The following is a 25,019-nucleotide window of genomic DNA, read 5'->3' as shown; positions in this document are numbered from 1 at the left end:
GCCGCACGGCCGGAGCACCGGCATGCTGACACCGCGCCGGACCGGCCGCCCCGACGGCTCGGACGACCCCCGCGGACCCGCTGGGCCCGCTAGGCCTTCTCGCCCTCGCCCTCCGCGTCGATGTGCGGCAGGATCCGGTCCAGGAAGCGCGGCGTCCACCAGGCCGCCGAGCCCAGCAGGGTCATCACCGCCGGAACCAGCAGCAGCCGCACGATCGTCGCGTCCACCAGCACGCTCACGGCCAGGCCCAGCCCCATCATCTTGATCACGATGTTGTCGCTGACGATGAACGCCGCGAAGACGCTGACCATGATCAGCGCGGCGCAGGTGATCACCCGCGCGGTGATCTCCAGCGCGTGTGCCACCGCGTCCTGGCTGCGCCCGGTGCGCAGCCAGGCCTCGTGCACCCGCGAGAGCAGGAAGATCTCGTAGTCCATGCTCAGCCCGAAGACGATCGCGAACATCATCATCGGCACGTAGCTCTCGATCGGGACCTTCCCCGCGACGCCGAGCGCCGGCCCGCCCCAGCCCCACTGGAACACCGCCACCACCACCCCGTACGAGGCCGCGATGGACAGCAGGTTGAGCACCGCGGCCTTGACCGCGACGAGCAGGCCGCGGAAGACCGCCAGGATGATCAGGAAGGCCAGCCCGACCACCACCGCGATGATCGGCACCAGCCGGCTGGAGACGATGTCCAGGAAGTCGACCTGGGCCGCGGTGTTGCCGGTGACGTAGGTCTTCGCGCCGCTGCCGCTCACCGCGTCGGGCAGGACGTGGTCCGCCAGGCGGTTGACCAGGTCGGTGGTGGCGCGGTCCTGCGGGGCGCCCGCCGGGATGACGGTGCCGAACAGCACCGCGCCGTCCGGGCTGGTCTGCAGCGGGGTGCTGCTGGCGGCGCCGGGCAGGTGGGTGAGGGCCTGCTGCACCGAGGTCTGCAGGCCGGCCCGGGCGTCGGCGGGCACCGCGCTCTGGTCGACGACCACCGTCAGCGGCGCGTTGGAGCCCGGGCCGAAGGCCTGGGACATCAGGTCGTAGGCGCGCCGGTCGGTGAAGTCGGTGGAGTCGGCGCCGTCGCCGATGTGGCCGAGCTGGATGGACAACAGCGGGATCGCCAGCACCGCCAGCACGACCACCCCGGCCACCAGGAAGCGCCAGGGGTGCGCCTCCACCCGGCGGGCGTAGCGGTGCCAGGTCCCGCCGGCCTCCGCGCCGCCCTCGCCCTCGGCGCCGCCGGCTTCGGCGATCGGGCGGCGCACGCAGAAGCGGTCCATCCGGCGCCCGATCACCCCCATCAGCGCCGGCAGCAGGGTGAGCGCGCCGAGCACCGCCGACACCACGGTCACGGCCGCCGCCGCGCCCAGCTTGGCCATGAAGGAGATGCCCGACACCGACAGCCCGGACAGCGCGATGATCACTGTGCAGCCGGAGACCAGCACCGCCCGTCCGCTGGTGGCCACCGCCTGCCCGGCGGAGGCCACCGGGTCCACGCCGTCCATCAGGTTCTGCCGGTGGCGGGTCAGCAGGAACAGGGCGTAGTCGATGCCGACCCCGATGCCGATCATCGTCGCCAGGGTCGGGGCGACGGTCGCGAAGGTGGACAGCGCCGCGATCAGCCCCAGCACCCCCAGGCCCACCACCGCCGCGAACAGCGCCGTCAGCAGCGGCAGCCCGGCCGCGATGAGACTGCCGAAGCCCACCAGCAGCACCACGACCGCCACCGCGAAGCCGATCGCCTCGCTGGCCCGGTCGTCCGGCGCCGGCCGGGCCAGCTCGCCCAGCGGACCGCCGTACTCCACCTGCACCCCGGCCTGGCGCAGCGGCGCGACCGCCTCGTCCACCCCGGTCAGGTAGTCGGTGCCCAGCAGGGCCGGCGAGGTGTCGAAGCGGACGGTGATGTACCCGGTCAGCCCGTCGGCGGCCAGCGGACCGCCCGGCGCCGGGGGCTGGCCCGGCGGCGGCAGCGGGCTCTGCACCGCGATCACGTGCGGCAGCTGCTGGAGCGAGGTGAGCGCCTGGGTGATCTGCGCCTGGAAGCCGGGCAGCTGCGCGGCGTCGTGCAGCACCACCTGGGAGCTGGTGCCCGCGGCGGCCGGCTCGTGCGCCTGCAGCACGTCGCGGCCCTGCTGCGCCTGGGTGCCGGGCAGGGAGAAGTCGTCCGAGTAGGTGCCGCCGACCGTCTTGTTGGCGGCCTGGATGCCGGCCAGGGCGACGATCCACAGCACGATGACGATCAGTGAGTGGCGTGCGCACCACTCGCCCAGGCGGCGCAGCGCGGCGCGTCGGGCCGGGCGTGCGGTGGCCGAGGGGGCGGGTCGGGCGGACGGCGGCATGGACGGCTCCCGGGTGTGTCGCGCGCGGGTGCGCCCGATCGGCGCAGTGTTCCCGGCGGGGCGGGGGCGGGCCACGGGTACCGGTGGGTAGTCGCCCTGCCGGCCCCGGCGTGGCGGGCCCGGGCCGGCAGGGCGCACGGGGGCTCGGTCAGGGCTGGGCGGGGCCGCCGAGGGCGGGGGTGCGGACGGGGGCGGCGGCGCCGATCAGGACGACCAGTTCGTGGCCGCCGGGGTTGGTCTGGACGGGGACGGTGCGCCAGTTGTTGGCCAGCCAGACGTTGCCGGAGGGGTCGATCTGCAGGCCGGTGTTGCGTTCCAGTGCGTCGCTGGAGTAGCCGGTGCCGGGCGGGGAGAGGGGCTGGCCGGTGCGGTGGCCGGGCGGGCAGGCGGTGAGGTCGGTGCCGCACAGTCGGGCGACGCGGTGGCCGCCGAAGTTGGCGACCCAGACGGTGTCGTCGCCGTCGACGGCGATGCCCCAGGGCAGGAACAGGCCGCCGTCCGTGAAGGGTGCGGGTGCGGGGGTGCCGTCGGGGGCGATCAGGGTGACGGAGGCGCCCGGGCGCGGGCCGGTGTCGCCGGCCAGGGCGGCGGTGGTGAGGTCGTCCGCGGTGGTGTCGGCGCAGGGGACGGGCAGGATGCCGCTGTTGCTGACCCAGGCGTAGCCCTTGCTGTCGGTGGCGAGGGCCAGCGGGCGGCGCAGGCCGCCGCCGGTGACGGTCCGTTCGGCGGTGCCGTCGGGGCCCAGGACCTGGACGCTGTCGTTGCCGTTGCCGCTGACCCACAGGCGCCCGTCGGGGTCGACGGCGGCGCCGAAGGGCTTGCTCAGTGCGGGGGTGGGGACCTCCCGGGCGCGGGTGGCGTCGCCGTCCGGGATCCGGGTCACCCCGCCGCCGCCGCAGTCGGCGGCCCAGACGGTTCCGGAGCGGTCGGCGGCCATGCCCTGGGGCTGGGCGATGCCGTGGCCGCGCCAGCCCTCGGGCGGGGAGAGCGGGGTGCCGTCGGGGGCGAACTGGGAGAGGCTGCGTTCGAGGTCGGTCGGGTCGATCGGGCAGCCGCGGCCCTGGAAGCCGAAGTTCGCGACCCAGGCGCTGCCGCGGGCGTCGACGGTGATGCCGAAGCCGGCCCCGTACAGGCCGCCGCCGGTGTAGGGGGCGCCGGGGGCGTCGTGGCCGGTGGGGGTGAACTTCAGGACGGTGCGGCCGCCGCAGACCGGGTGGGCGGGGTCGGCGTCGTAGCCGTAGTTGTTGCTGACCCAGGCGTTGCCGTCGGCGTCGAAGGCGATGTTGCCGGGGCCGTCGAGTTCCCGGCCGTTGCCGTCGTAGCGCAGGGCGACGGTCCAGGCGTCGGGGGCGGCGGGCAGCGCGGGCCGGTAGCGGGGGGTGGTGTCGGCGAGGGCGAACAGGGCGGCGGCGTTGTGGCCGGGGTCGTGGGCGATGTCCACGGCGGCCCGCAGGGTGTCGCGGGGCCGCTCGTGGCCGGGGCGGCGGGCCAGGTCGAACAGCTGGTCGCAGGCGTCGCCGGTGACGCAGGAGGCCAGCAGGTTGGCCAGGGTGTTGAACTCGGCCATGGTCGAGGTGAGGGCGCCGTTGGGCGGGGTGGCGAGCGGGGCGGCGATGTCGCCGGTGCCGGTGTCGGCCAGGTTGTGGGCGATGGCGGCGGCGTTCTGCAGTCCGGGGCGGGTGCCGGAGACGCCGGCGGGGCCGGTGAAGCGGGCCAGGGCGTAGGCGACGGCGACGGTGGTGCGCTCGTTGACGACCAGTTCGGGCGGGGCCCCGGCGCCGCTGAGCACGGCGGCGAGGGTGACCGGGCCGTCCGGGCCGTGCCGCGGGGGCCGGTCCTGCAGGGCGCGCTCCGGTGCGGCCGGGGCCTGCGGGGCGCGGGTGGGGGCGGGCCCGAGGTCGGCGAGCACGTAGAGGACGGCGTTCGGGTCGCGCGGGCGGCGGTAGTCGAGGGTGAAGCGCCCGTCCTCGGCGCTGCGGGTGCGGGCCAGCACGCGCGGGGCGGCGCCGCGGCCGTCCCCGGCCTGGTAGAGCGTCACCTCGGCGCCGCCGAGCGGGGTGTCGCCGCTGCGGACCACCCCGCACTGGCCGGCCGGGTCCCACCCGGCGGGGGCGGCGGCGTGGGAGGGCCCGGCGGCGAGCTGGGCCAGGAGGGCGGCGGTCAGCAGGACGCCGTGGCGTCGGCGCATGGGGGCTCCGTTCGGTCGCAGGGGAGGCGGCCCGTGCGTGCGCCCGCTGCGGGGCGCGGCCGCCGTCCTCCTGCCTGCCACATCCGCCGCCCGCCCGCGCGCGACCGGCCGCGGGACGCGGCGGAAATTGCCCGGTACGGGCGAGGCGCGGAGCGTGGCGGCGGCGGGGGCGGCCCGGCGGGGGCGGGGCGTCAGCCGAGCTGTGCCAGGGCGGCGGTGGCGAAGGAGTGGTCCTGCTCGGGGGCGCCGCCGCCGATGCCGAGGGCGCCGATCAGGCGGCCGTCGCGGTGGACGGGGAGGCCGCCGGCGATGAACAGCAGGGGGCGCTCCAGCGCGGTGGGCAGGGAGTGGAACGGACCGTCGGGCTTGACCAGGTCGACCAGGTCGGCGGTGGGGGCGTTCAGCTGGAGGGCGGTGTAGGCCTTGCGGGTGCTGGTCTCGCCGGAGATCAGGACGGCGCGGTCGTCGCGGCGGAAGGCGAGCAGGTGCCCGCCGGCGTCCAGGACGGTGACGGCGACCGCGACCCCGGCTGCCTCGGCGGCGGTGCGGGCGGCCGCGACCAGGGCCTCGGCGTCGGCGGTGGTCAGCGGGGCGGTGGCGGTGGTGGTGCTCATGGCGGTTCTCCGGGAGGGGGATTCGGCGAGGGGATCCAGCGCGGCGGGTCAGTGCGGCGGGCCGGTCAGTGCAACGCATCAGTGGTGGACGGGAACGGGGGCGGGCGCCGCGGCCGCGGGGGCGGTCGTCCGGGAGGGGGTGCGGCGCTCCAGGGCGGCGGACCACAGGGCCAGGGCGAGGGCGGCGGCGGCGAGGGCGGCGCCGACCCAGTTCGGGGCGGTGTAGCCGAGGCCGGCGGAGATGACGGCCCCGCCGAGCCAGGCGGCCAGCGCGTTGCCGAGGTTGAACGCCCCGATGTTGACGGCCGAGGCCAGGGTGGGGGCGCCGTGGGCCTGGTCCAGGACCCGCTTCTGCAGCGGGGGGACGGTGGCGAAGCCGAGGGCGCCGGCGAGCAGGAGGGTGACGGCGGCGAGGACCTTGTCGTGGGCGGTGAGGGTGAACAGCGCCAGGACGAGGGCCAGGCCGCCGAGCGAGGCGTACAGCATCGGCATCAGCCTGCGGTCGGCGAAGCGGCCGCCGAGCAGGTTGCCGAGGAACATGCCGATGCCGAGCAGCACCAGCAGCCAGGTGACGGCGCCGTCGGAGTAGCCGGCGACGTGGGTCATCATCGGCGCGATGTAGGTGATCGAGGCGAAGACGCCGCCGAAGCCGAGCACGGTCATCGCCATCGCGAGCAGGACCTGCGGGTTGCGGAAGGCGGTGAGCTCCGGGCGCAGGCGGGCGCCCTCGGGGCGCGGCAGGTCGGGCACCAGGCGGGCGATGCCGAGCAGGCCGACGACGCCGAGCGAGGCGACGAGGACGAAGGTGGTGCGCCAGCCGACGGCCTGGCCGACGAAGGTGCCCAGCGGGACGCCGACGACGTTGGCGACGGTGAGGCCGGTGAACATGGTGGCGATGGCGCCGGCCTTCTTCTCGGGGGCGACCAGGTCGGCGGCGACGACGGAGCCGATGCCGAAGAACGCGCCGTGGGCGAGCGAGGCCACGATGCGCCCGGCCAGCATCAGCGGGAGGTCGGGCGCGAGTGCGGAGAGCAGGTTGCCGGCCGTGAACAGGCCCATCAGCAGCATCAGCATCGTCTTGCGGCCGATCCGGGTGCCGAGGACGGTCATCAGCGGTGCGCCGAGGACGACGCCGAGCGCGTAGCCGGTGACCAGCAGGCCGGCGTGGGGGATGGAGACGCCGTAGTCGTCGGCGATCCGGGGCAGCAGGCCCATGATCACGAACTCGGTGGTCCCGATCCCGAATGCGCCGATGGCCAGGGCGAGGAGAGCGAGAGGCATGGGCCCGACCCTTCTGTGATTGCTTGAGTGAGCGCCTTGCGTGCTCAGACAATAGTTGCAGACGCGCGATAAGTGCAAACGCTGATAGCGGGCACGCGCCGCGCGTGGGTCGGGTCGGTCGGCGGGGGCGGCCAAGCGGTGGCGGCCAAGCGGGGATGGCCGGCGGGGGCCGGGACATGCGACCGGGCCCGACCCCGTCCGCGCCGCGGTGGCGGCGGAACGGGATCGGGCCCGGTCGGTGATCGGTGGCCGGCGACGGCCGGCGGGGGAGTCGGGGAGCGGGGCCGGGTCAGCGCCGGGGGGAGGCGGCGTCCACGGCCTCGACCGCCCGCACCAGCGGGACCAGCTCGGGGTTGCCGGCGGCCTGCTCCAGCGCCTCGCGCAGGGCGGCGTCATTGGTCGGACGGGCCTGCGCCAGCAGCTCCAGGCCGGCCTCGCTCACGTCGGTGTAGATGCCGCGCCGGTCGGTCGGGCACAGGTAGCGCGCCAGCAGGCCGCGGTCCTCCAGGCGGGTGACCAGGCGGGTCGTGGCGCTCTGGCTGAGCACGACCGCGTCGGCGACCTGCTTCATCTGCAGGTGCCCGCCCTCCCCGTCGTGCTGGCGGCTGAGCACGTCCAGCAGCGAGTACTCCCGCACGCTCAGGCCGTGCCGGGACTGCAGGGCGCGCTCGATGTGCGACTCGATCCTGCCGTGCAGCAGGGACAGGGCGCCCCAGCCGCTGGCCAGCGCGGTGAGTGCGGGGTCCGTGGCGGTCATGGGCCGCCTCCTTCCCGAAGGGTTGCGCTCCCAGGATAAGCCATCAAGCAAAATACCAGCCAAGGCCCATAGACCGCTCATGCAACTAACTCGCCCGACTGGCTCGGGCACCGATCCCGGCGGCGCCATAACCCACTCAGATCGATACATTGAGGACAATTCGGGACCAGTGCGTCAGGACAGGCCCCCCGACCCCGCGTGCCCACGCACAGAAGACCGAACCCGCCCTCGGAAAGGCTCTCCATGCACCCCGCCCTCAGCCCTGCCGTCCTCGCCGAGCTGCGCCGGCCCCGGCCCTATCCGGCGGTGTCGATCCTGATGCCCACCCACCGCCGGGAGCCGGACGACGCGCAGGACCCGGTCCGGCTGCGCAACCTGCTGGCCGAGGCGAAGGAGAGAGTCCAGGCCGACCCCGACGTCTCCCGCGCCGACCGGATCGACGTGCTGGGACAGCTCGACCGGGCCCTGGCCGAAGTCGACCTGGTACACGCCGAGGACGGGCTGGCGATCCTCGCCGCGCCCGGCGAGCACCAGGTCTGGTCACTCGGGCGCACCGCCCCCGCCCGGGTGGTCGTGTCCGACACCTTCCTCACCCGCAACCTGGTCGCCGCCCACGCCGCCGAGCGCCCCCACTGGGTGGTCGCGATCGCCGCCGACCGGGTGGCGGTGTGGGGCGGCACCGAGGAGCGGGTCGCCGAGCGGACCGGCAACGGCTTCCCGCTGGTGCGCGTGAACGAGAACCCCGACCCCGAACGGCAGGAACGCATCGGCGACTCGCCCAGCACCTTCCGCGACGAGGAGACCAAGACCTTCCTGCGCCGGGCCGAGACCGAGCTCGGCAAGCTGCTCGCCGACGACCCCCGCCCGCTGTACGTGGTCGGCGAGGCCGCCGCCCTGGCCCTGCTGGACGCCGCCGGGCCGATCGCCCGGGAGGCCACCGCGCAGATCCCGCACGGCGGCCTCGCCCAGGCCGACGCCGAGACCGTCCGCAAGGTGGTCGCACCCGCCGTGCGCGCCCACGCCGAACGCGAGGCCGCCGACGCCCTCGCCCTGCTCGACCGGGCCCGCGGCGGCAAGGCGTACGCGGCCGGCCTGGACGAGGTCTGGCAGGCCGCCGGCCAGGGCCGGGTCGAACGGCTGCTGGTCGAGGAGAACTACCGCGCCACCGTCCGCGACGACGGCGAGCACCTCGTCCCCGACGAGGCCGGCCGGCCCGGGGTCCGCGAGGACATCGTCGACGAGGTGATCGAACGCGCCCTCGACACCGGCGCCAAGGTCGCCTTCGTCCCCGACGACACCCTCGCCGACAGCGGCCGGATCGCCGCCGCCCTGCGCTACTGACCCACCCGGGGCCCGTTAAATCGCTTGGGCCCGCGCACCGGCGCCTGCTACGGTCAGCGCAGCCGTGAAGACGACGCGAGGAGGTGAGACCCATGAAGGCTGTATCCGTGTGGGTGCTCCCCCTCTCCACCACGGCGGGCGACTGACTCAGGTGTCGCCCGGGAGCGCCTCAGACCAGGCACTCCCGAAAGGCACCGCCATGAACGTTTCCCTTTCCACCCCGGGCACCGGCGGCCACCCCCTCGTGGTCACCCGACTCTCGGACACCCAGTGGCACGCCGTGCAGGACGACCACGTGGTCGGCCACGGCGACGCCGCCCACCGCCCCGACGGCCGGCTGTTCGTCAGCATCGACGCATGGCACGACGCGGTCTTCGACCGCATCGCCGCCACGATGACGGCCGACCTGCCGGCCCCGCTGCACGCCGTCACCGACGAGGCCGACCACGAGACGACAGCCGCCTGGCAGCGGGCCGGCTTCACGCCCGTACGCCGCGAGCGGGGCCACCTCGTGCCCACCGACCCGCAGGCCACCGGCCTCGACGCGGCACGCCCCCCGGCAGGGGTGACCATCGTGCCCGCCGGTGAGGCCCAAGAAGGCCCGCTGCGCGACCTCGACCGCGTCATCCACGCCGAGGTCGAGGCCGGCGTCGGCTGGCCGGCCATGCCGGCCCAGATCCCTCCCCGCCCGGCCGGCACCACCGTGCTCGACCCCTCGCAGTACGCGGTGGCCCGTCAGGACGGCCGGTACGTCGGGCTGCTGCGCATCGCGCCGCTGCCCCGCCAGCCCCGGATCGGGATGCTCGCCGTACGGGCCGACCACCAGCGCCGCGGCATCGCCCGGGCCCTGCTGGCCCACGCCCTGGGCGAACTGCACCGCAACGGCACCGCCACGGCCTGGGCCGAGGTGGCGGAGTCCAACACGGCCGCCACCGCCCTGTTCGAGGCCATCGGCGCCCGCCGCGCGGGCGCCACCCTCGAACTCGTCCACCCCTGACGCACCGTCACCACCGCCACACCCCGCCACACCCCCGACACGCCACGAACGAAGAGGTGAGAGACATGACCAAGACAACAGACGGCATCGAAGTCGAAGGCACCGTCACCGAGTGCCTGCGCAACGCCACCTTCCGGGTCGAACTCCCCAACGGGCACACCGTGCTCGCCCACATCAGCGGCAAGGTCCGCAAGAACCACATCAGGATCCTCCCGCACGACCGCGTCCTCGTGGAGCTCAGCCCCTACGACCTCACCCGCGGCCGCATCCGCTACCGCTACCGCTCCTAGCGCCCGCCCTCAGCGGCCCGCCCCGCCCCGGGGCGGGCCCGGACCATTGCAGAGCTGTTGCAGGGGGAGTGGCCCGGCTCACAGCCGTTCGGACACGAAGCGTGATCGACTCGGCCGATGCGCCAGTTCGAGAAGCCCACCAGAACGCTGACGGCCCGCCGTCCCGCCCCGGCGGCCCCGGCCGCCACCGCCGTCGCCGCCCTCGCCGCCGTCCTGCTCACCGGCTGCGGCACTCAGACGGCCGGGACGAGCGGGACGAGCGCGCGGGCCGGGGCCGCCGGCGCCCCGACGGCCTCCGGCAGCACCGGGCCGTGCGGGGCGCCGCAGCCGGCCGGCCCCGCCCAGGACGGCGTACGGATCACCGCCGTCGGCCCGGCCTGCGCCGAGTACGAGGTGACCAACCCCGGCGCCGAACCCTCCGACATCACCGTGCTGTTCGCCCGGACCCCGGACCAGGCGAGCGGACCGGGCAACCTGTCACGGACCGTCACGGCACTGGCCCCCGGCGCCACCGAGAAGGGACGGCTCGACCTGACCGCACCCGGCCCCGGCCCCGCCCCCGCAACGGCCAAGCCGGGCACCGCACCGCAGGTGAAGATCCTCAAGGTCCGCAGCGTCCCCAGCGCCGAAGCCCCCCGGCCCGACGGCCCCTGCCCGCCCTCCGGCCTGCGCCTGTACGCGGACCAGGGCGACGCCGCCATGGGCCTGCGCGTGGTCGGCCTGCACCTGCGCAACTGCGGCACCACCACGGTGGCCCTCGACGGCTACCCGACCCTGCAACTCCTCGACCAGGGACACCGGCCGGTCGACGGGGTCCGACTGCTCTCCGGCGGCGCCGAGATCGCCACCGGCACCGGCGCGGACAAGCCGCCGCAGAAGATCGCGCTGCGCCCGGGCGAGGGTGCCGGAGCCACCCTGGTGTGGCGCAACACCACCGAGGCCGGCACCCCGGTGAACGTCCCCTACATCCGGGTCCGCGCCACCCCCGGTGCGGCTCCCGTGATGGTCACCCCGGAACTCGACCTGGGCACCACCGGCCGCCTCGGCATCGGCGCCTGGGCCAGGGAGGACGCCGCAGCACAGGCCCCCGCGAGCAGGCCGCCGGCCGCCGGCGGCTGATCCGCCTCCGCCTCCGGGCACCGAGACCGGCGGCCCGGCACGCTCCCCCGTGGCGTGCCGGGCCGCCGACCCGTCCCCCGTGGACGATGCCAGGCCGCGGCCCCGTCGTGTTGGCACTGCGTCGACACTCCCTTGGCAATGCGTCCACCGACCGCGGCTTCACCCGCGCCCGGCCACCCGCCCGTGCGTGCCCGTCCGCCCGTGCCCGGCTACCCGTTCGCGGGCTCGCACAGCGCCCGGCGGCGGTGCTCGCTGGGCGAGAGCCCGTACGCGGCGCGGAAGGCGCGGCTGAAGTCGGAGGGGCGGGGGATGCCGCAGCGGGCGGCGAGCGCGTGGACGGGCACGGTGCGCAGCGCGGGGTCGGCCAGGGCGCGGCGGGCCTGGTCGAGGCGCCGGCCGCGGATCCAGGCGGCGACGGTCTCGCCCTGGGAGTGCTGGGTGAACAGGCGGTGCAGGTAGCTGAGGGAGACGTGGTGGGCGGCGGCGATCACGGCCGGTGTCAGTTCGGGGTCGTGCAGGTTGCGGCGGATGTAGGTCCGCACGTTCTCCACCAGGGCGCGCTGGCGGGCGTCGTCCGGCACTTCGGCCTCGGCGTCCAGTTCCCGGGCCAGCCAGGCGGCCACCAGGTCGACCAGCACCGTCCCCAGGCGGGGCGTCTCGGTCGGTCCGAGGAGGGCGGCCTGCCGGTCCAGGCCGACGATGAAGTCCGTGAGCAGCGCGCAGGTGCCCTCCCGCCCGGAGAAGCCGCGTCCCATCAGGTCGTGCAGCCGGTGGGGCGGCAGCGGCAGCGCGGACACGGGGAAGTCGACGCCCACCGCTTCGACCCGGCGCGGGCCCCGCCCGGCGGTGCGCACGCCGAGGCCCCGCACGTCGTAGGGCTGGGAGCTGTCGAGCACGTACAGCTCTCCCGCGCCGAACACGGCGGTGGGCTCGCGGTCGTCGCGCGCCAGCGACAGGCCCCCGTCGAGGACCAGGGTCAGGTGGTACACCCCCGGGTCCGAGCGCCGCACCATGGCGGCGGTGCGCCGGAAGCGCGAGGGCGGGAACGAGGACCGCAGGAGGGTCACCGCCCCCAGCTCCAGCCGGCGCATCTCCGCCTCGAAGTGGTCGGCGTGAGCACTGGTCATCTCGCTGTCCCTGGTCCGCCCGATCAGCTCCCGCCAGCAGTCGAACCGTTCCTTCGCGGGCACGTCCTCGCCCCGGAACACAGTCGCCGTCCTCGCGCCCACGCTCCCCACTCCCTCCTGCGCGTTCTTCCTGCGGCCCGCCGCCGGGGCCCGGCCCCGGCGGCGCCGGGCGGCCCTGCGGCGACTTGCCAGAGCGTAAGGGGGCGGTGACGGTGCGACGGCGGGCAGGGGGCGGCCGGGAGCGGGCCGGCCGCCGATTTCCGTCTTCCGATCATGGACTGGTACGTTCTTCCTGTCGGCGGGACAAGATCGCGAAAGCGGTCGGGGCCCTGCCGGAGCAGGCGTCGGTGGTGCAGCGGTAGCACGCCCACTTTCAGTGGGAGGGGTTCGTTCGATTCGGGCCCGGCGCTCCGATTCGCAGGGGCGGAAGTCGATTCGACTTCCGCCCCTGCGGCGTTGCGGCCCCCTCAGGCGTCCTCAGCCGGCCGGCAGCGCGCAGACGAAGTCCTCCTCGACCGCGCGCAGGTGCGCCAGCAGGTCCGGATTGCCCGCCTGGTCGACCTGCGTGGTCACGGAGACGGTGAGGCTGCGGCGCCCGTCCGGGGTGCCCGCGCCCAGCTGGGTGTAGCCCGCGGTGTTGCCGGTGTGCCCGGCGACGAAGTCCAGCAGGCGGCGGGAGTCGAACACGTGGCGCGGGTCGGCGCGGATCAGGTCGACGAACCGCGACGCGTCGCTGTGTCCGGCAGACCGCTGGTGTGGTTCAGCAGCTGGCGCAGCGTCACCGCGCCCCAGGCGGCGGGCAGCGCGGGCAGCCGCTCGGCGAGCATGTCGTCCAGCCCGAGCAGTCCGCAGTCCACCAGGCGCAGCGCGACCGCGCCCGTTGAACGCCTTGGCGGCACTGGCCAGGCGCATGTGGCCGACACCCGCGGGAAACGGCCCCGGTCCCTCCATGACCCGGCCGGCCGAGCTCCGCCCCGAGCCCCGCTGTTCCCGCCGGCCTCCCCGTGGTTGCGCCGACCCGGCCTGCCGGGCTGACGCCGCGTCAACCGGGCCGGGGACAGGGTGGCCGTCCGTCAGCCCCGGGGCAGGTGGTCGGCGACGAGGGCGGCGAACTCGTCGGGGGTGACGATCCGGATGCCGAGCTCCTCGGCCTTGGCCCGCTTGGAGCCGGCCTTCTCGCCGGCGACGAGCAGGGTGGTGCGCTTGGAGACGGACGAGGAGGCCTTGCCGCCCGCGCGCTCGACGAGCTCGTTCATCTCGTTGCGGGACAGCGCGGCGAGCGGGCCGGTCATGCTGCCGGTGACGACGACGGCCTCGCCCGTCAGCGGCCCGGCCGTCCCGGCCGGCGTCGGGCCTTCGCCGGAAGCGCCGCCGGAAGCGTCACCGGCGCCGGCGGGGCCGGGCACCTGCGGGGCGGTGACGGCGGTGCCCACGCCCCGGGCCGCGAGCCGGTCCAACAGCGGTGCCAGGTCGGCGAGTTCGGCGACGATGACCCGGGCCTTCTCCGCCCCGATCCCGTCCACCGCGGCCAGCGTCTCGGCGTCGGCGGCGCGGATCGCGGCCATGGAGCCGAAGTGGGCGGCGATGCGGCGGGACATGGTGCGCCCGGTGCCGCGCACCCCGAGCGCGCAGAAGACCCGGTTGAGCGGACGGCTGCGGGCGGTCTCGATCGCGGCGAGCAGGTTGTCGGTACTGGTGTCGCCCATGCGCTCCAGGCCGAGGAGCTGCTCGCGGGTGAGCGAGAACAGGTCGGCGATGTCGGCGACCAGACCGGACTCGACGAGCTGGACGGCGCGGGTGCCGCCCAGGCCCTCGATGTCGAGCTGGTCGCGGCCGGCCGCGTAGACCACCGAGGCGACGGCCTGGCAGTTGCGCCCGCGGGCACAGCGCCAGCGCTGCTCGCCGGTGTCGATGGCGTCGCCGCAGCGGGGGCAGGACTCGGGGAAGGCGATGGGACGCTCGTCGCCGGTGCGCTCCTCGACGAGCGGGGCCTCGACGCGCGGGATGACGTCCCCGGCGCGGTAGACGAAGACACGGTCGCCGAGCATGAGGCCGCGCCGGGTGATGTCGGCGGGGTTGTGGAGGGTGGCGTAGGTGACGGTGACGCCGTCGATGACGACGGGTTCCAGGACCGCGCGCGGGGCGATGATGCCGGTGCGCCCCACGTTCCACTCGACGTCGAGCAGCCGGGTGACCTTGTGCTCGGCGGCGAGCTTGCGGGCGACGGCCCAGCGCGGCGCGCGCGAGCCGGAACCGGCGTCGCGCTGGTCGGCGGCGGCGTCCGCCTTGACCACGACGCCGTCGATGCCGAACGGCAGGGCCGGGCGCAGCGCGGCGATCTCCTCGATGCGCTGCTGCGCCTGCTCCAGCGTGGCGCAGCGCAGCGGGTGGGCGGCGGTGGTGGCGGCGGTGTTGGCCCCGAGCGCGGCCAGGCGCTCCAGGAGGGCGCTGTGGGTGAGCTCGCCGTCCGGGCCCGCAGCGGTGTCCAGGCCCACGGCGGCGTAGCCGAAGAAGGTCAGCTCGACGCGGTACGGGCGGTCCTTGGCGCGCAGGGTGCCGGCGGCGCCGTTGCGCGGGTTGGCGAAGGGGACGGCGCCGTGCGCGGTGCGCACCTCGTTGGCGTGCTCGAACTGCTCGCGGGTGAGCAGGACTTCGCCGCGCAGCTCGACGTCGACGGGCTCGGCGAGCGCGGCGGGCAGGCCCAGGACGGCGTCCGCGGCGTGGCTGATGTCCTCGCCGGCGAGGCCGTCGCCACGGGTGATCAGTTGGTGGAGGCGCCCGGCGCGGTAGCGGGCGGCGACGGCCAGGCCGTCGAGCTTGGGCTCCACGCACCAGGCGTCCACCGGGCGGCCCAGGCGGCGCTCCAGCCCGGCCGCCCAGTCGGTGAGTTCCTCGGCGGAGAAGACGTTGTCCAGCGACAGCATCGGCACGCTGTGCGGCACGTCGCCCTCGACCGCGCCGCCGGCGACCTTCCCGGTGGGGGAGTCCGGCAGCGCCTGGCCCGGGTGCGCCTGCTCGTAGGCCGCGATGGCGTGCAGCAGGGCGTCGTACTCGTCGTCGCCGAGCGGGGTGGCGCCGTCGGTGTAGTAGGCGGCGGCAGCCCGGACGGCGGCGGTGACGGCGTCGGCGTAGTCGCCGGGGGTGAGCAGAGCGGCGTCGTTCATGGGCATCATCATCGCCACTCGCACTGACAATCGACCCCGGCGCCGGCGGCCGGTCCCGGTCCCGGCGCCGGCGGCGCGGGGGCCGGATGCCCGCTCGCGGTGGGTGCCCGCCCGGGGGCCCGGCGGGCGGGCCGGGCCCTTCGGGGGTGGTGGGTTCAGGGGAGGTAGCGCTCCAGGGCGGCGGCGCCCTTCTGCTCGATCTGCTGCCTCGCCCAGGCGACACGCTCGGGGGTGACGTCGCGGCCCGACGCCATCACGAGGTCCTCCGGGTCGAAGGGGCGCTCCGATCCGGTGTAGAGCTGTCGCCGGACCTCGGAAGCCGACTCCGGCACGTCTCCGCTCAACGGTTGCTGCATGTCCATCACCTCATCGCCTGGTGGCCCGCTCGCACGGTCCTTCGATGGTCTGCTGGAAGCGAGGGTACGGCGGGTGGAGCACGACAAAACTACTCCATCCGGGTTAATTCACCACCCCGCCTGCCCCGGTCCCGCCTCCTGGCCCGTCCCTGTCCTGCCCCTGCATTGCCCGCCGCCCGGTGCCCGGTGTTTAATAAATGAACAGCCATTTATTAACGAGGTGACGACGATGGGACGCCCCCGAGGGGTCGACGACGTGGTGATCCTGCGCGCGGCGGCACGGGTCATGGGCCGGGTGGGGCCCGCCGGGCTCACCCTGGCCGCCGTGGCGGGCGAGGCCGGGGTCGTCCCGGGCACCCTCGTCCAGCGGTTCGGCTCCAAGCGCGGGCTGCTCCTGGCGCTCGCCGACCAGTCCGTCCGGGACGCCGACGAGCTGATCGGGCGGGTGCGCCGCACGCCCGACGGTGCCCTCGCCGCCCTGGCGGAGCTGCTGACCGAGGCGACGGCGCAGCTGGCCACGCCGCAGGCCTTTGCCAACCACCTGGCCTTCCTGTGCGCGGACCTCGCCGACCCGCAGCTCCACGAGCGCGCGCTGGCCGTCCACCACGCCCAGGCACGGGCGATCGGCGAACTGCTGGCGCAGGCCGCCGACACCGGAGAGCTGCGCGCCGCAACGGACGTCCCGGCGTTGACCCGCACCGTGCAGGCGGTCACCGCCGGCGCGGGCCTGACCTGGGCCCTCGAACGCGAAGGCACCCTCGGGCAGCGGCTGCGCCGGGAACTCGACGCCGCGCTCTCCCCCCACCGCCCGCCCCATCGGCCGTCCCCCCGCCGCCCGTCCCACCCCTCGCCCCGTCTCCAGCCGCTCCCCGCCGACACCCCGGAGGATTCATGACGACCGACACGCGCCCGCTGGCCGGAAAGGTGGCCCTGGTCGCCGGAGGCACCCGGGGCGGAGGGCGTGGCATCGCCGTCGAACTCGGCGCGGCCGGCGCCACGGTGTACGTCACCGGCCGCAGCAGCACGGGCGCCCGCTCCGACCTGGACCGCCCGGAGACCATCGAGGAGACCGCCGCCCGCATCACCGGCGCCGGCGGCCTGGGCATCCCCGTGCGCACCGACCACAGCCGCCCCGAGGAGGTCCGGGCCCTGGTCGAGCGGATCGCGGCCGACCAGGACGGGCGCCTGGACGTCCTGGTCAACTCCGTCTGGGGCGCGGACCCGCTGACCGACTGGAACCACCCGCTGTGGGAGCAGGACCTCGACACCGGCCTGCGGCTGCTGCGCCAGGCGGTGGACACCCATGTGATCACCAGCCGGTACGCGCTGCCGCTGATGGTCGCCCGCGGGAGCGGTCTGGTCGTCGAGGTCACCGACGGCAACACCGCCCGCTACCGCGGCTCCTTCTTCTACGACCTGGCGAAGTCGGCGGTCATCCGCCTCGCCGTCGCCCAGGCCGCCGAACTCGCCCCGCACGGCGTCGCGGCCCTCGCGATCACCCCCGGCTTCCTGCGCTCGGAGGCCGTCCTGGAGCACTTCGGCGTCACCGAGCAGACCTGGCGCGAGGGCGCGGCACAGGACCCGGACTTCGCCCACTCCGAGAGCCCCGCCTACCTGGGCCGGGCCGTGGCCGCCCTGGCCGCCGACCCGAACGTCATGGCCAAGACCGGGAAGGCGCTGGCCACCTGGGGCCTGTACCGGGAGTACGGCTTCACCGACACCGACGGCACCCGGCCGGACTTCGCCGCCCACTGGGCCGAGAACCTGGAGGAGAGGTTCGGCCCGCTGGGGACCCGCTCTGACACCGGCCCGCCCACCGCCTCCGCCCACCGGCCCGTCCGCCCCGCCCCGTCCACCCGGCCCGTGCCCCCTCGGGCCGGGAAGGCAGCCGCTCAGCGGGGCCGGCCGGGCGGACACCCGGTCAGCCGGGCCGGTGGGCGACGACGGCGAACATCGTCACCGACAGGTGAAAGGCGCCCTGTCCGGCCGCGGCCTCCAAGCCGGCGAGGAGCCGCTCGCGCTGCTCCTCGGTGATCAGGCCCCGCCCGAGGGCCGCCGCGCCGAGCCCCTGGACGATCGGCCGGCTGACGGTGCGCGGATCGTGCACGAGGACGTCGGCGCCGAGCTCGTCGACGGCCAGCCCCGCCCCGGCCAGCCAGAGCGCCAGGCTGCGCCCGGCGTCCGGGGTGGCGGCGGCGGCCCGGGCGACCGAGGCCAGCGCGGGACGGACCTCCGGGGCGGCCGGGTGCAGGACGAAGGTGGACCAGTCGGTGTCGAGCAGGGCGACCCGCCCGCCCGGGCGCAGGACCCGGGCGATCTCGGCGACGGCCCGCTCCGGATCGTCCAGGTGCTGCAGGACGCGCTCGCACCAGACCACGTCCACCCCGGCATCGGGCAGCGCCAGCGCGAGCGCGTCGCCGTCCAGGAAACGGGCCGGGCTGCCGGCCTCGGCGGCGCGCCGCTCGGCGACCGCGCGCAGGCCCGGGTGGGGTTCGAGACCGGTCGCGGTGCCGCCCGGGGCGACCGCCGCCGCGAGCACCCGGGTCTCCGAGCCGGTGCCGCAGCCGACGTCCAGCGCCCGCTCGCCGGGGCGCGCGGCGAGGCGTTCGTGCGCCCACGCGCGCAGCCGCCGCACACCGGGATTGCCGGCCTGGACGTCCAGCGCGGCGGTCAACCGGTCGGTGAGCGCGGGGTCGGCGTTGGCCGCGTGGAAGGCCGAGGTGGGGCGCGGGTCGGTCATGGCGCCCACTATAGGAAGACGCCTCCCACGCACGGGCGAAGCCGTTCACACGCGGTTGACGCCGTTCCCGTGCGGTTGACGCAGGACACGCCTGCTCCACCGCCCGGCAGGCTCGACGCCACTGCGCGTTCGCCCAACAGCCGTATGCTGTCCCTACATTCGGGCCACTGCCGGTGACGGCCGTCGGCGGCGCGCACCCGCCCGGTCCGTCCGTCCGGCCCGTCCGCCGCTTGAGCGAAAGGCCGTCCGATGGCCCCGCGCCTGTCCGTCGTCGTCCCGATCTACAACGTCGAGCGCTACCTCCGGGAATGCCTGGACTCGATCGCGGCCCAGACCTTCGAGGACTTCGAATGCGTCATGGTCGACGACGGCTCGACCGACGACGGCCCCGCCATCGCCGCGGCCTACGCCGACCGTGACCCGCGCTTCCGGCTGGTCCGCCAGGAGAACAAGGGCCTCGGCGCCGCCCGCAACACCGGCTGGCGCCACCTCACCCCCGGCACCGCCTACCTCGCCTTCGTCGACAGCGACGACACCCTGCCCCCGCACGCGTACGAGCTGATGATCGGCACGCTGGACGAGACCGGATCCGACTTCGCCACCGGCAACGCGATGCGCCTGCGCACCACCGGCCTCACCCCCTCCCACGCCCACCGCCGCCCGTTCCGCGAGACCCGGCTGCGCACCCACGTCAGCGAACTGCCCGCCCTGGTCACCGACCGCACCGCCTGGAACAAGGTCTACCGGCGCTCCTTCTTCGACGCCGCGGGCATCCTCTACCCCGAGGGCATCCTGTACGAGGACGCGCCGGTCAGCGTGCCCCACCACTTCCTCGCCGAACGCGTCGACGTCCTCGCCGACCCGATCTACCACTGGCGCGTGCGCGAGGACGGCGACCTGTCCATCACCCAGAAGAGGACCGACCCGCGCGGCCTCATCGACCGGGTCCGCTCGATGGAACTGGTCCGCGAATGGCTGCTCGCCCGCCCCGAGCCGGTGTTCGCCGACCACCTGCGCGCCTACGACCGCAACTGCCTGGTCGAGGAGATCCCGATGTTCTTCTGGACCGTCCCGGACGGCGACCGCGACTACCGCGAGACCTACCAGCAGCACGTCAGCCGACTGCTCCGGGCCATCGGCCCCGACCGCCTCGCCGGCCTGAACACCCAGCTGCGCCTCAAGTACCGCCTGACGCTGGCCGACCGGATGCACCGCTTCGTCGCCGTCCAGCGCCTCCACCGCCTCGCCCGCCGCACCCGCCAGGCCGCCGCCCGGGCCTGACGTCGCCCCGGCAGCCGGCAGCCGGCGGCAGGGGGCACCGGCCCGGGCCCCTCCCCGTCCTCCACCGGGCTGCCGCCGAGCCGTAGCGAACGCTGTTCGTTTATGGAACACTGTTCGTCATGAAGTCGATGAACCACCACGCGGACACCGCCACCGCCACCGACACTGTTACGGGCACCGCCACGGACGTGGAGGTGACCGTGGTCGGAGCCGGGCCGGTGGGCCTGGTGCTCGCCGCGGAACTGGCGCTGTGCGGGGTGGGGGTGCAGGTGCTCGAACGGCTGGCCGAGCCCGACCCGGGCATGAAGGCGGGGGCGATCAACGTGCCGACGGCCCAGGCGCTCGACCGCCGCGGCCTGCTGCCCGCCGCCGAACGGGTGCACCGGGACCTGCTCGCCCGGACGGGGCCCTTCGCGAACCCGGCCGACGGCCCCCGCCCCGGTGCCGACAGCCTGCGCCCCGGTGCCGGCCGGCCGGCGGGCGAGCCGCGCTTCACCGGGCACTTCGCCGGGATGGTCCTCGACCCCGGCCTCGTCGACTGGACCGACCCCGACCTCGCCGCGCACACCGCGGTCGACGCAGCGCGGATGGTCCCGCAACGCGAACTGGAGGAACTGCTGGCCGGCCACGTCGCACGGCTCGGCGTCCCGGTGCGCCGCGGGGTGGAGGTCACCGGGCTGGAGGACACCGGCGACGCCGTCCTCGCCACCACCACCGCCGGCCCGGTGCGCAGCCGCTGGCTGGTCGGCTGCGACGGCGGGCGCAGCACCGTACGCCGCCTCGCGGGCATCGCCTTCCCCGGCACCGACCCCGAACTCACCGGACACGCGGCGCTCGTCGACATCGCCGACCCGGAGAAGCTCGCCGACGGATGGACGTGGTCGGCCCGGGGCGCGTACCGCTGCGGGCCGCAGCCCGGGCGGGTGGCCACCGTGGAGTTCGCCCGCCCGCCCGCCGACCGTACGACACCCGTCACCCTCGACGAACTGCAGGCCGTCCTGCGCCGGGTCTCGGGCACCGACGTCACGCTGACCGCGCTGCGCGGCGCCGCGACCCGCTGGAGCGACAACGCCCGCCAGGCCGCCACCTACCGGTCGGGCCGCGTGCTGCTGGCCGGCGACGCCGCGCACGTGCACTCGCCGTTCGGCGGCCAGGGGCTCAACCTCGGGGTCGGCGACGCGATGAACCTGGGCTGGAAGCTCGGCGCCGTGGTCGCCGGATGGGCGCCCGAGGGGCTGCTCGACAGCTACGACGCCGAACGCCGCCCCCTGGGCGCCTGGGTACTGGACTGGACGCGGGCCCAGACCGCAGTGATGCGCGGGGACGCCGCGTCGGCCGCCCTGCGGCAGGTCCTCGCCGACCTGCTCGCCACCCCGGACGGCGCGACCCACGCCGTCAAGCAGATCTCCGGCGTCACCCAGCGCGTCGACCTGCCCGGCAGCCACCCCCTGGTCGGCCGCTGCGCCCCCGACCTGTGGCTGGGGGACGGCTCCCGGCTGGCCGACCACGGCCACGGCGGCGGCTTCCTGCTGCTCGACCGCACCCCGGACGGCGCGCTCGCCCGCCTCGCCGAGGCCTGGAAGGGGCGGGTGAGCGCCGTCGCCGACCCGGGTGCCGCGACGCCGGCCGGCGTGCTGGTCCGCCCGGACGGGGTGGTCGCCTGGGCCTGCGACACCGGCCGCACCGCCGACGCGGCCGCAGACCTCGAAGCCGCCCTCCACCGCTGGGCCGGCGCACCCCCGAGCCCCCGTCCTCGCCCTTCGTGCCCCGGCCCCCGCGCCCTGGGGAACTGACGCCCCACCGGCCCGTGAACGGGGTGCTCCCAGGCGGAGCGGGGCGAGAGGATGCCGACCTGAATGCGATCATCAGCTTGGACCCGGCAGGTTTCGCCCCGCGCGCGCAGTGAGGATGCCGGCGGCGGACCGGGCGTACTTCGACCCGGCGGCCGGGTCCGCGGCACGCACCAGCAGCGGGGCGACCCGCGGCGGTGGGCGGAATGGGACCTGATGCACTCGCCCGTGCAGCTGGAGCACCCTCGTGCAGCAGCTGCTTCTGCCTGGATCCGGTCCGGGCGGCGGCCAGCCGGCTGAAGGTGCTGGAACGGGCGGCAGCAGAAGGGGAGTTGGTGATCCCGGCGCACTTTGCGGGAGCGGGTGCGGCGCGGGTCAAGCGGCAGGACCGCGCTCCCCGTCCCGCCTTGCCCCCGCTCCTCGCCGCCCTCGTCCGCCCCGCCCGCGTCCTGCCCACGCAGCCGGCGGCACGGGTGAACCCGTCGATTCCGGACGCCCGTCACCTCAGGTGAGGGGGCCGCCCGCCGGACGGGCGGCTTCGGTCCGTACCGACTGAGGAGTACCCGTGAAGAAGATCAAGACGGCGGTGGCGGCCGCCGTTCTCGCCGGTGTCGCGCTGACGGCGGCGCCCGCCGACGCGGTGGCGGAGCCGATGCACTGCGTCAGCCCCACCTGGGGCGGCGAGTACCTCTGCGGCGCCGAGTACGGTCAGCCCGGCATCGTGGAGTACGCCTACCGGGACGGCCGCCGGCAGGCCTTCGTGATCGGAACCGACCACGCCGTGTGGACGCGTTCGAGCAGCGCGTCCGGCAAGAAGAGTGCCTGGTCGTCCCTGGGCGGCTACCTGGTCGGCGGGGTCGGCATCATCGCCTCCGACATGGGCCTCGGCCAGTTCGAGGTCGGCGCGAAGGGCACGGACGGCGGCCTGTGGTCCCGCTTCCACTCCGCGGACGGCAGCTGGAGCGCGTGGCGCCGGGTCGCCTGACACGCCACCGGCCGGGGGCCGGGCGGGCGCGCGGAATCCCCGCACGCCCGCCCGGCCCTCCTCGTCCCCCGGCCGCCCGGCCCTCCTCGTTCCCCCCGGCCCTCCGCCCCCCGCCGTGCCCACCGCCTCGCCGTACGGTCGCCCTGGTCGCCCTGGTCGCCCCGCCTATCACAACTGCGACCCCGAGCCCCGCACTGCACCGCACCACCCCGCACGCCCAGATTTTTGCTCGCGCGGGCAAGTTCTTGCTCAGGTGAGCAAACTGCCCTAGAGTCTTGCTCAGGCGAGCAAGAGCTTGCTCGCAGGGGCAAGGAGGCGTGGGGATGGGTCGGACGTTCACCGAGACGGGGCGCCGGGCGCAGATCGTGCAGGCCGCCATCGAAGTGGTCGCCGAACTGGGCTACGCGAAGGCCTCGTTCAGCCGGATCGCGAAGCAGGCCGGGCTGAGCAGCACCGGGATGATCTCGTACCACTTCGCCGGCAAGGACGACCTGATGCACGAGGTCGTCGCCGAGGTGACCAGGGTGACCGCCGGCTTCATGGCGCCCAGGGTCGGCGCGGCCGAGGGCGCACGGGAGCGGCTGCGGGCATTCATCGAGTCCAACGTCGAACTGCTCACGGTCTGCCCCCAGCACCTGAAGGCGCTGATCGAGGTGCTGCCCAACCTCGGCGGGGACGACCCGACCAACGTGGGCTACCAGGCCTCGGTGCAGCAGCTGATGGAGAGCCAGGAGCAGGCCGTCCGCGCAGCCCAGGAGGCGGGCGAGTTCCGGGAGTTCGACCCCCGGCTGATGCTCGTCGCGCTGCGCGGGGCGATCGACGCCGTGGTGATGCGCTGGGTGGGCGATCCGACCTTCGACGTCGCCGAGGCCGGCCGCGAACTCGCGGACACTTTCGACCGGGCCACCCGCGCCGAACCGTAGCGGCACACCCGGATCAGCAGGTCACACAGGACAGGGCAGAGGCAGTCATGGGAGGGGCGAGCGTGATGGGGGAGATCGTGAACAAGCAGGTCGGACAGGACACCCAGCAGGACACCGACCGGGAGACCGGCCCGCAGGCCGCCGCGTCCGCACCGGGCGCGGACCAGAAGGCCCACAAGTCCCGCGCCGCCAAGCGCGCACTGGTCAAGTCGCTGGTCTTCGAACTCGCGCTGCCGCTCGGCGGCTTCTACGTCCTGCAGGGCGTGGGCCTCAGCCAGTGGGCCGCGCTCCTGGTCAGCAGCCTGCTGCTGGTGCCGTGGCTGGTGCTCGGCATGGTGCGCAGCCGCCGGATCGAGGTGATGCCGGTCTTCACGCTGCTGATGATCGTCGTCGGTGCGCTGATGTCGATGGTCAGCGGCAGCCCCCGGGTGCTGCTGGTGCGCGACAGCTGGGTGTTCGGCGTGCTCGGGATCTGGGTGCTGGGCACCCTGGCCACGCAGCGCCCGTTCATGCTGACCGCGGCGCGTTCGATCGTCGCCGCCAAGATCGGCGAGGCGGGCGCCCAGGAGTGGGTGGGGCGCTGGGACCACGACGCGGCCTTCCGCCGCCACCTGCGGACCCTGACCGCGGTCTGGGGCCTCGGGTTCGCCGTGGACGCCGTGATCCGGGTGGTCCTGGCCTCCACTCTGCCGGTGGACCTGGTGCCGCTGGTGAACTCGCTGCAGTGGCTGGCGGTGCTGGGCGGGCTGTTCGCCTTCCACTTCTGGTACGTCACCCGCCACGGCCTGAAGGTCTGAAGGTCCGACCCCGTGGCCGACCCCACGGCCGCCCCGCAGACGGGCCCCGGCGGGCGTCCTGAGGAATCCTCAGGACGCCCGCCGGGGCCTGGCCGCCTGGTCGGGCAGGGCGGGTGACCGCTCCCGCCCGCCCGGTGCCGCGGTTTCGTCAGCCGTTGTTCCAGGTGGCGCCGGAACCCGTGAACGAGCCGGTGACTCCGTTGTCGTCGGCCAAGATCCAGAAGTCGGCGTGCGAGATGCCGTCGGGGCCGACGTGTGATTCGACCGCCGCGACGCCGGCGCCGTTCTGGTTCGCGGTGAAGTAGCCCTTGCCGAAGTTCGCGTCCAGGCCCTCCTGGGCCGAGGCCAGACCGGCGCAGCCGATCACGAGCGGGACGGTGAGAGCACTGACGGCCAGAACACGCTTGAGAGCACGCATGGGAAAGATCCTCCACGGATATCCAGGAAATGAAGCGGCGGCGCCGGTCGGCCTCGCCACGACTTCAGACAGCCATGCGCCGTCACCCCCCGCAAGCGCTGCCACCGCCCGAGCGGACCTCACAGCTCGTCAGACACACCGCGCCGACCTGCAGGGATACGGATCGTACGCTTATCGCCCGGGATCAGTCGGGCGGAGCAGGCTCCCCAGCCCCGGCCGCAGTCACCGGCCGCCGGCGCCGGCGATCACCGTCCCGCCGGCGCCGCGCCGATTCCTACGGGCCGGCAGCCGGCGGCCGACAGCGGCTTCCGGTCACCGTTCAGGCGCCGAAGACGGCGGTGGGGTCGCCGGTGAGCCAGCTGTTGTCGATGCGCATCCGGTGGACGAGCCAGCGGCCGCCGTCGCCGCGGACCAGGTCGACGGTGTAGGGGTTCTTGAGCAGGGCGTGGGTGCCCGAGCCGTCGGTGAGCAGGTGCTGGGCCTCGACGAGTGCGGTGAGGCGGGCGGTGTCCCCGTCG

The 25,019-nt window shown here is 75.1% G+C and carries 21 protein-coding genes, 1 tRNA gene and 2 pseudogenes; 12 read left to right on the top strand and 12 right to left on the bottom strand.

Annotation, left to right across the window (positions count from 1 at the left end):
* Positions 1–89: 89 nt before the first annotated feature.
* The 5 genes from CRP52_RS00125 to CRP52_RS00105 form a co-directional block, all read right to left on the bottom strand.
* Entirely contained in the window at positions 90–2,333 is a 2,244-nt protein-coding gene (locus tag CRP52_RS00125; protein WP_097234464.1) for an MMPL family transporter, read from the bottom strand.
* A gap of 148 nt (positions 2,334–2,481) precedes the next feature.
* Positions 2,482–4,521: an NHL repeat-containing protein gene (locus CRP52_RS00120; RefSeq protein ID WP_218893044.1), complete on the bottom strand. Its 2,040-nt coding sequence runs from the start codon at positions 4,519–4,521 to the stop codon at positions 2,482–2,484.
* 191 nt (positions 4,522–4,712) lie between these two features.
* Complete coding sequence (locus CRP52_RS00115; protein ID WP_097234463.1) at positions 4,713–5,135, bottom strand: GlcG/HbpS family heme-binding protein; 423 nt, start codon at positions 5,133–5,135, stop codon at positions 4,713–4,715.
* 78 nt (positions 5,136–5,213) lie between these two features.
* Positions 5,214–6,416: an MFS transporter gene (locus tag CRP52_RS00110; protein ID WP_097234462.1), complete on the bottom strand. Its 1,203-nt coding sequence runs from the start codon at positions 6,414–6,416 to the stop codon at positions 5,214–5,216.
* Between the two features lie 289 nt (positions 6,417–6,705).
* Positions 6,706–7,173, bottom strand: coding sequence for a MarR family winged helix-turn-helix transcriptional regulator (locus tag CRP52_RS00105; RefSeq protein WP_097234461.1), 468 nt, complete (start codon positions 7,171–7,173; stop codon positions 6,706–6,708).
* A gap of 243 nt (positions 7,174–7,416) precedes the next feature.
* On the opposite strand from CRP52_RS00105, the gene CRP52_RS00100 reads away from it, so the two are divergent.
* From CRP52_RS00100 to CRP52_RS00085, 4 genes are all read left to right on the top strand, one after another.
* Complete coding sequence (locus tag CRP52_RS00100) at positions 7,417–8,514, top strand: baeRF3 domain-containing protein (protein ID WP_097234460.1); 1,098 nt, start codon at positions 7,417–7,419, stop codon at positions 8,512–8,514.
* Positions 8,515–8,713: 199 nt separating this feature from the next.
* Positions 8,714–9,511, top strand: a complete 798-nt coding sequence (locus CRP52_RS00095; RefSeq protein ID WP_097234459.1) for a GNAT family N-acetyltransferase — start codon at positions 8,714–8,716, stop codon at positions 9,509–9,511.
* A gap of 65 nt (positions 9,512–9,576) precedes the next feature.
* A complete protein-coding gene (gene infA, locus CRP52_RS00090; protein ID WP_097234458.1) occupies positions 9,577–9,801 on the top strand; it encodes a translation initiation factor IF-1 in 225 nt (74 codons plus the stop codon).
* A gap of 117 nt (positions 9,802–9,918) precedes the next feature.
* On the top strand, positions 9,919–10,920 hold the full coding sequence (locus tag CRP52_RS00085; protein ID WP_097234457.1) for a DUF4232 domain-containing protein: 1,002 nt from the start codon (positions 9,919–9,921) through the stop codon (positions 10,918–10,920).
* A 209-nt stretch (positions 10,921–11,129) separates the two neighbouring features.
* Here the strand turns inward: CRP52_RS00085 and CRP52_RS00080 are convergent, their stop codons facing one another.
* Positions 11,130–12,149 (bottom strand): AraC family transcriptional regulator, encoded by a 1,020-nt coding sequence (locus CRP52_RS00080; RefSeq protein ID WP_257032196.1) that lies wholly within the window; start codon positions 12,147–12,149, stop codon positions 11,130–11,132.
* Positions 12,150–12,388: 239 nt separating this feature from the next.
* Between CRP52_RS00080 and CRP52_RS00075 the strand changes: the two genes are divergently transcribed.
* Positions 12,389–12,457, top strand: a tRNA-Glu gene (locus tag CRP52_RS00075).
* Between the two features lie 67 nt (positions 12,458–12,524).
* Here the strand turns inward: CRP52_RS00075 and CRP52_RS00070 are convergent.
* The 3 genes and pseudogenes from CRP52_RS00070 to CRP52_RS00060 all read right to left on the bottom strand — a co-directional run bounded on the left by CRP52_RS00070 (position 12,525) and on the right by CRP52_RS00060 (position 15,567).
* Positions 12,525–13,124: pseudogene (locus CRP52_RS00070) on the bottom strand (serine hydrolase).
* Complete coding sequence (gene ligA, locus CRP52_RS00065; RefSeq protein ID WP_257032195.1) at positions 13,121–15,211, bottom strand: NAD-dependent DNA ligase LigA; 2,091 nt, start codon at positions 15,209–15,211, stop codon at positions 13,121–13,123. The pseudogene CRP52_RS00070 and the gene ligA overlap by 4 nt, the downstream one beginning before the upstream one ends.
* A gap of 155 nt (positions 15,212–15,366) precedes the next feature.
* Positions 15,367–15,567, bottom strand: a complete 201-nt coding sequence (locus CRP52_RS00060) for a hypothetical protein (RefSeq protein ID WP_097239728.1) — start codon at positions 15,565–15,567, stop codon at positions 15,367–15,369.
* Between the two features lie 229 nt (positions 15,568–15,796).
* Here CRP52_RS00060 and CRP52_RS00055 point away from each other — a divergent pair, with 229 nt between their 5' ends.
* Together CRP52_RS00055 and CRP52_RS00050 are read left to right on the top strand one after the other, a co-directional pair.
* Positions 15,797–16,462, top strand: a complete 666-nt coding sequence (locus CRP52_RS00055) for a TetR/AcrR family transcriptional regulator (RefSeq protein WP_097234455.1) — start codon at positions 15,797–15,799, stop codon at positions 16,460–16,462.
* A pseudogene (locus CRP52_RS00050) lies at positions 16,459–17,358 on the top strand (SDR family oxidoreductase); the annotation flags it as partial. The gene CRP52_RS00055 and the pseudogene CRP52_RS00050, both read left to right, overlap by 4 nt.
* A gap of 130 nt (positions 17,359–17,488) precedes the next feature.
* Here the strand turns inward: CRP52_RS00050 and CRP52_RS00045 are convergent.
* Positions 17,489–18,307, bottom strand: coding sequence for a methyltransferase domain-containing protein (locus tag CRP52_RS00045; RefSeq protein ID WP_097234454.1), 819 nt, complete (start codon positions 18,305–18,307; stop codon positions 17,489–17,491).
* 249 nt (positions 18,308–18,556) lie between these two features.
* On the opposite strand from CRP52_RS00045, the gene CRP52_RS00040 reads away from it, so the two are divergent.
* From CRP52_RS00040 to CRP52_RS00015, 5 genes are all read left to right on the top strand, one after another.
* Complete coding sequence (locus tag CRP52_RS00040) at positions 18,557–19,588, top strand: glycosyltransferase family 2 protein (RefSeq protein WP_097234453.1); 1,032 nt, start codon at positions 18,557–18,559, stop codon at positions 19,586–19,588.
* A gap of 128 nt (positions 19,589–19,716) precedes the next feature.
* Positions 19,717–21,381, top strand: coding sequence for an FAD-dependent monooxygenase (locus tag CRP52_RS00035; RefSeq protein ID WP_097239727.1), 1,665 nt, complete (start codon positions 19,717–19,719; stop codon positions 21,379–21,381).
* A 562-nt stretch (positions 21,382–21,943) separates the two neighbouring features.
* The gene (locus tag CRP52_RS00025) at positions 21,944–22,363 is read left to right on the top strand and encodes a hypothetical protein (RefSeq protein ID WP_097234452.1); all 420 of its coding nucleotides are present in this window, start codon (positions 21,944–21,946) and stop codon (positions 22,361–22,363) included.
* 323 nt (positions 22,364–22,686) lie between these two features.
* The gene (locus tag CRP52_RS00020) at positions 22,687–23,286 is read left to right on the top strand and encodes a TetR/AcrR family transcriptional regulator (protein ID WP_097234451.1); all 600 of its coding nucleotides are present in this window, start codon (positions 22,687–22,689) and stop codon (positions 23,284–23,286) included.
* Positions 23,287–23,351: 65 nt separating this feature from the next.
* Entirely contained in the window at positions 23,352–24,083 is a 732-nt protein-coding gene (locus CRP52_RS00015; RefSeq protein WP_179852631.1) for a VC0807 family protein, read from the top strand.
* A gap of 148 nt (positions 24,084–24,231) precedes the next feature.
* Here CRP52_RS00015 and CRP52_RS00010 read toward each other — a convergent pair whose 3' ends face one another.
* Both CRP52_RS00010 and CRP52_RS00005 read right to left on the bottom strand, forming a co-directional pair.
* A complete protein-coding gene (locus CRP52_RS00010) occupies positions 24,232–24,501 on the bottom strand; it encodes a hypothetical protein (RefSeq protein WP_097234450.1) in 270 nt (89 codons plus the stop codon).
* Between the two features lie 319 nt (positions 24,502–24,820).
* A partial coding sequence (locus CRP52_RS00005; RefSeq protein WP_179852630.1) for a nuclear transport factor 2 family protein occupies positions 24,821–25,019 on the bottom strand: 199 nt, incomplete at its 5' end.

The organism is Streptomyces sp. 1331.2, assembly GCF_900199205.1.
GTDB lineage: Bacteria > Actinomycetota > Actinomycetes > Streptomycetales > Streptomycetaceae > Kitasatospora.
The sequence above is the reverse complement of the archived record's forward strand: the minus strand, read 5'-3'. Positions and strand labels throughout refer to the sequence as shown.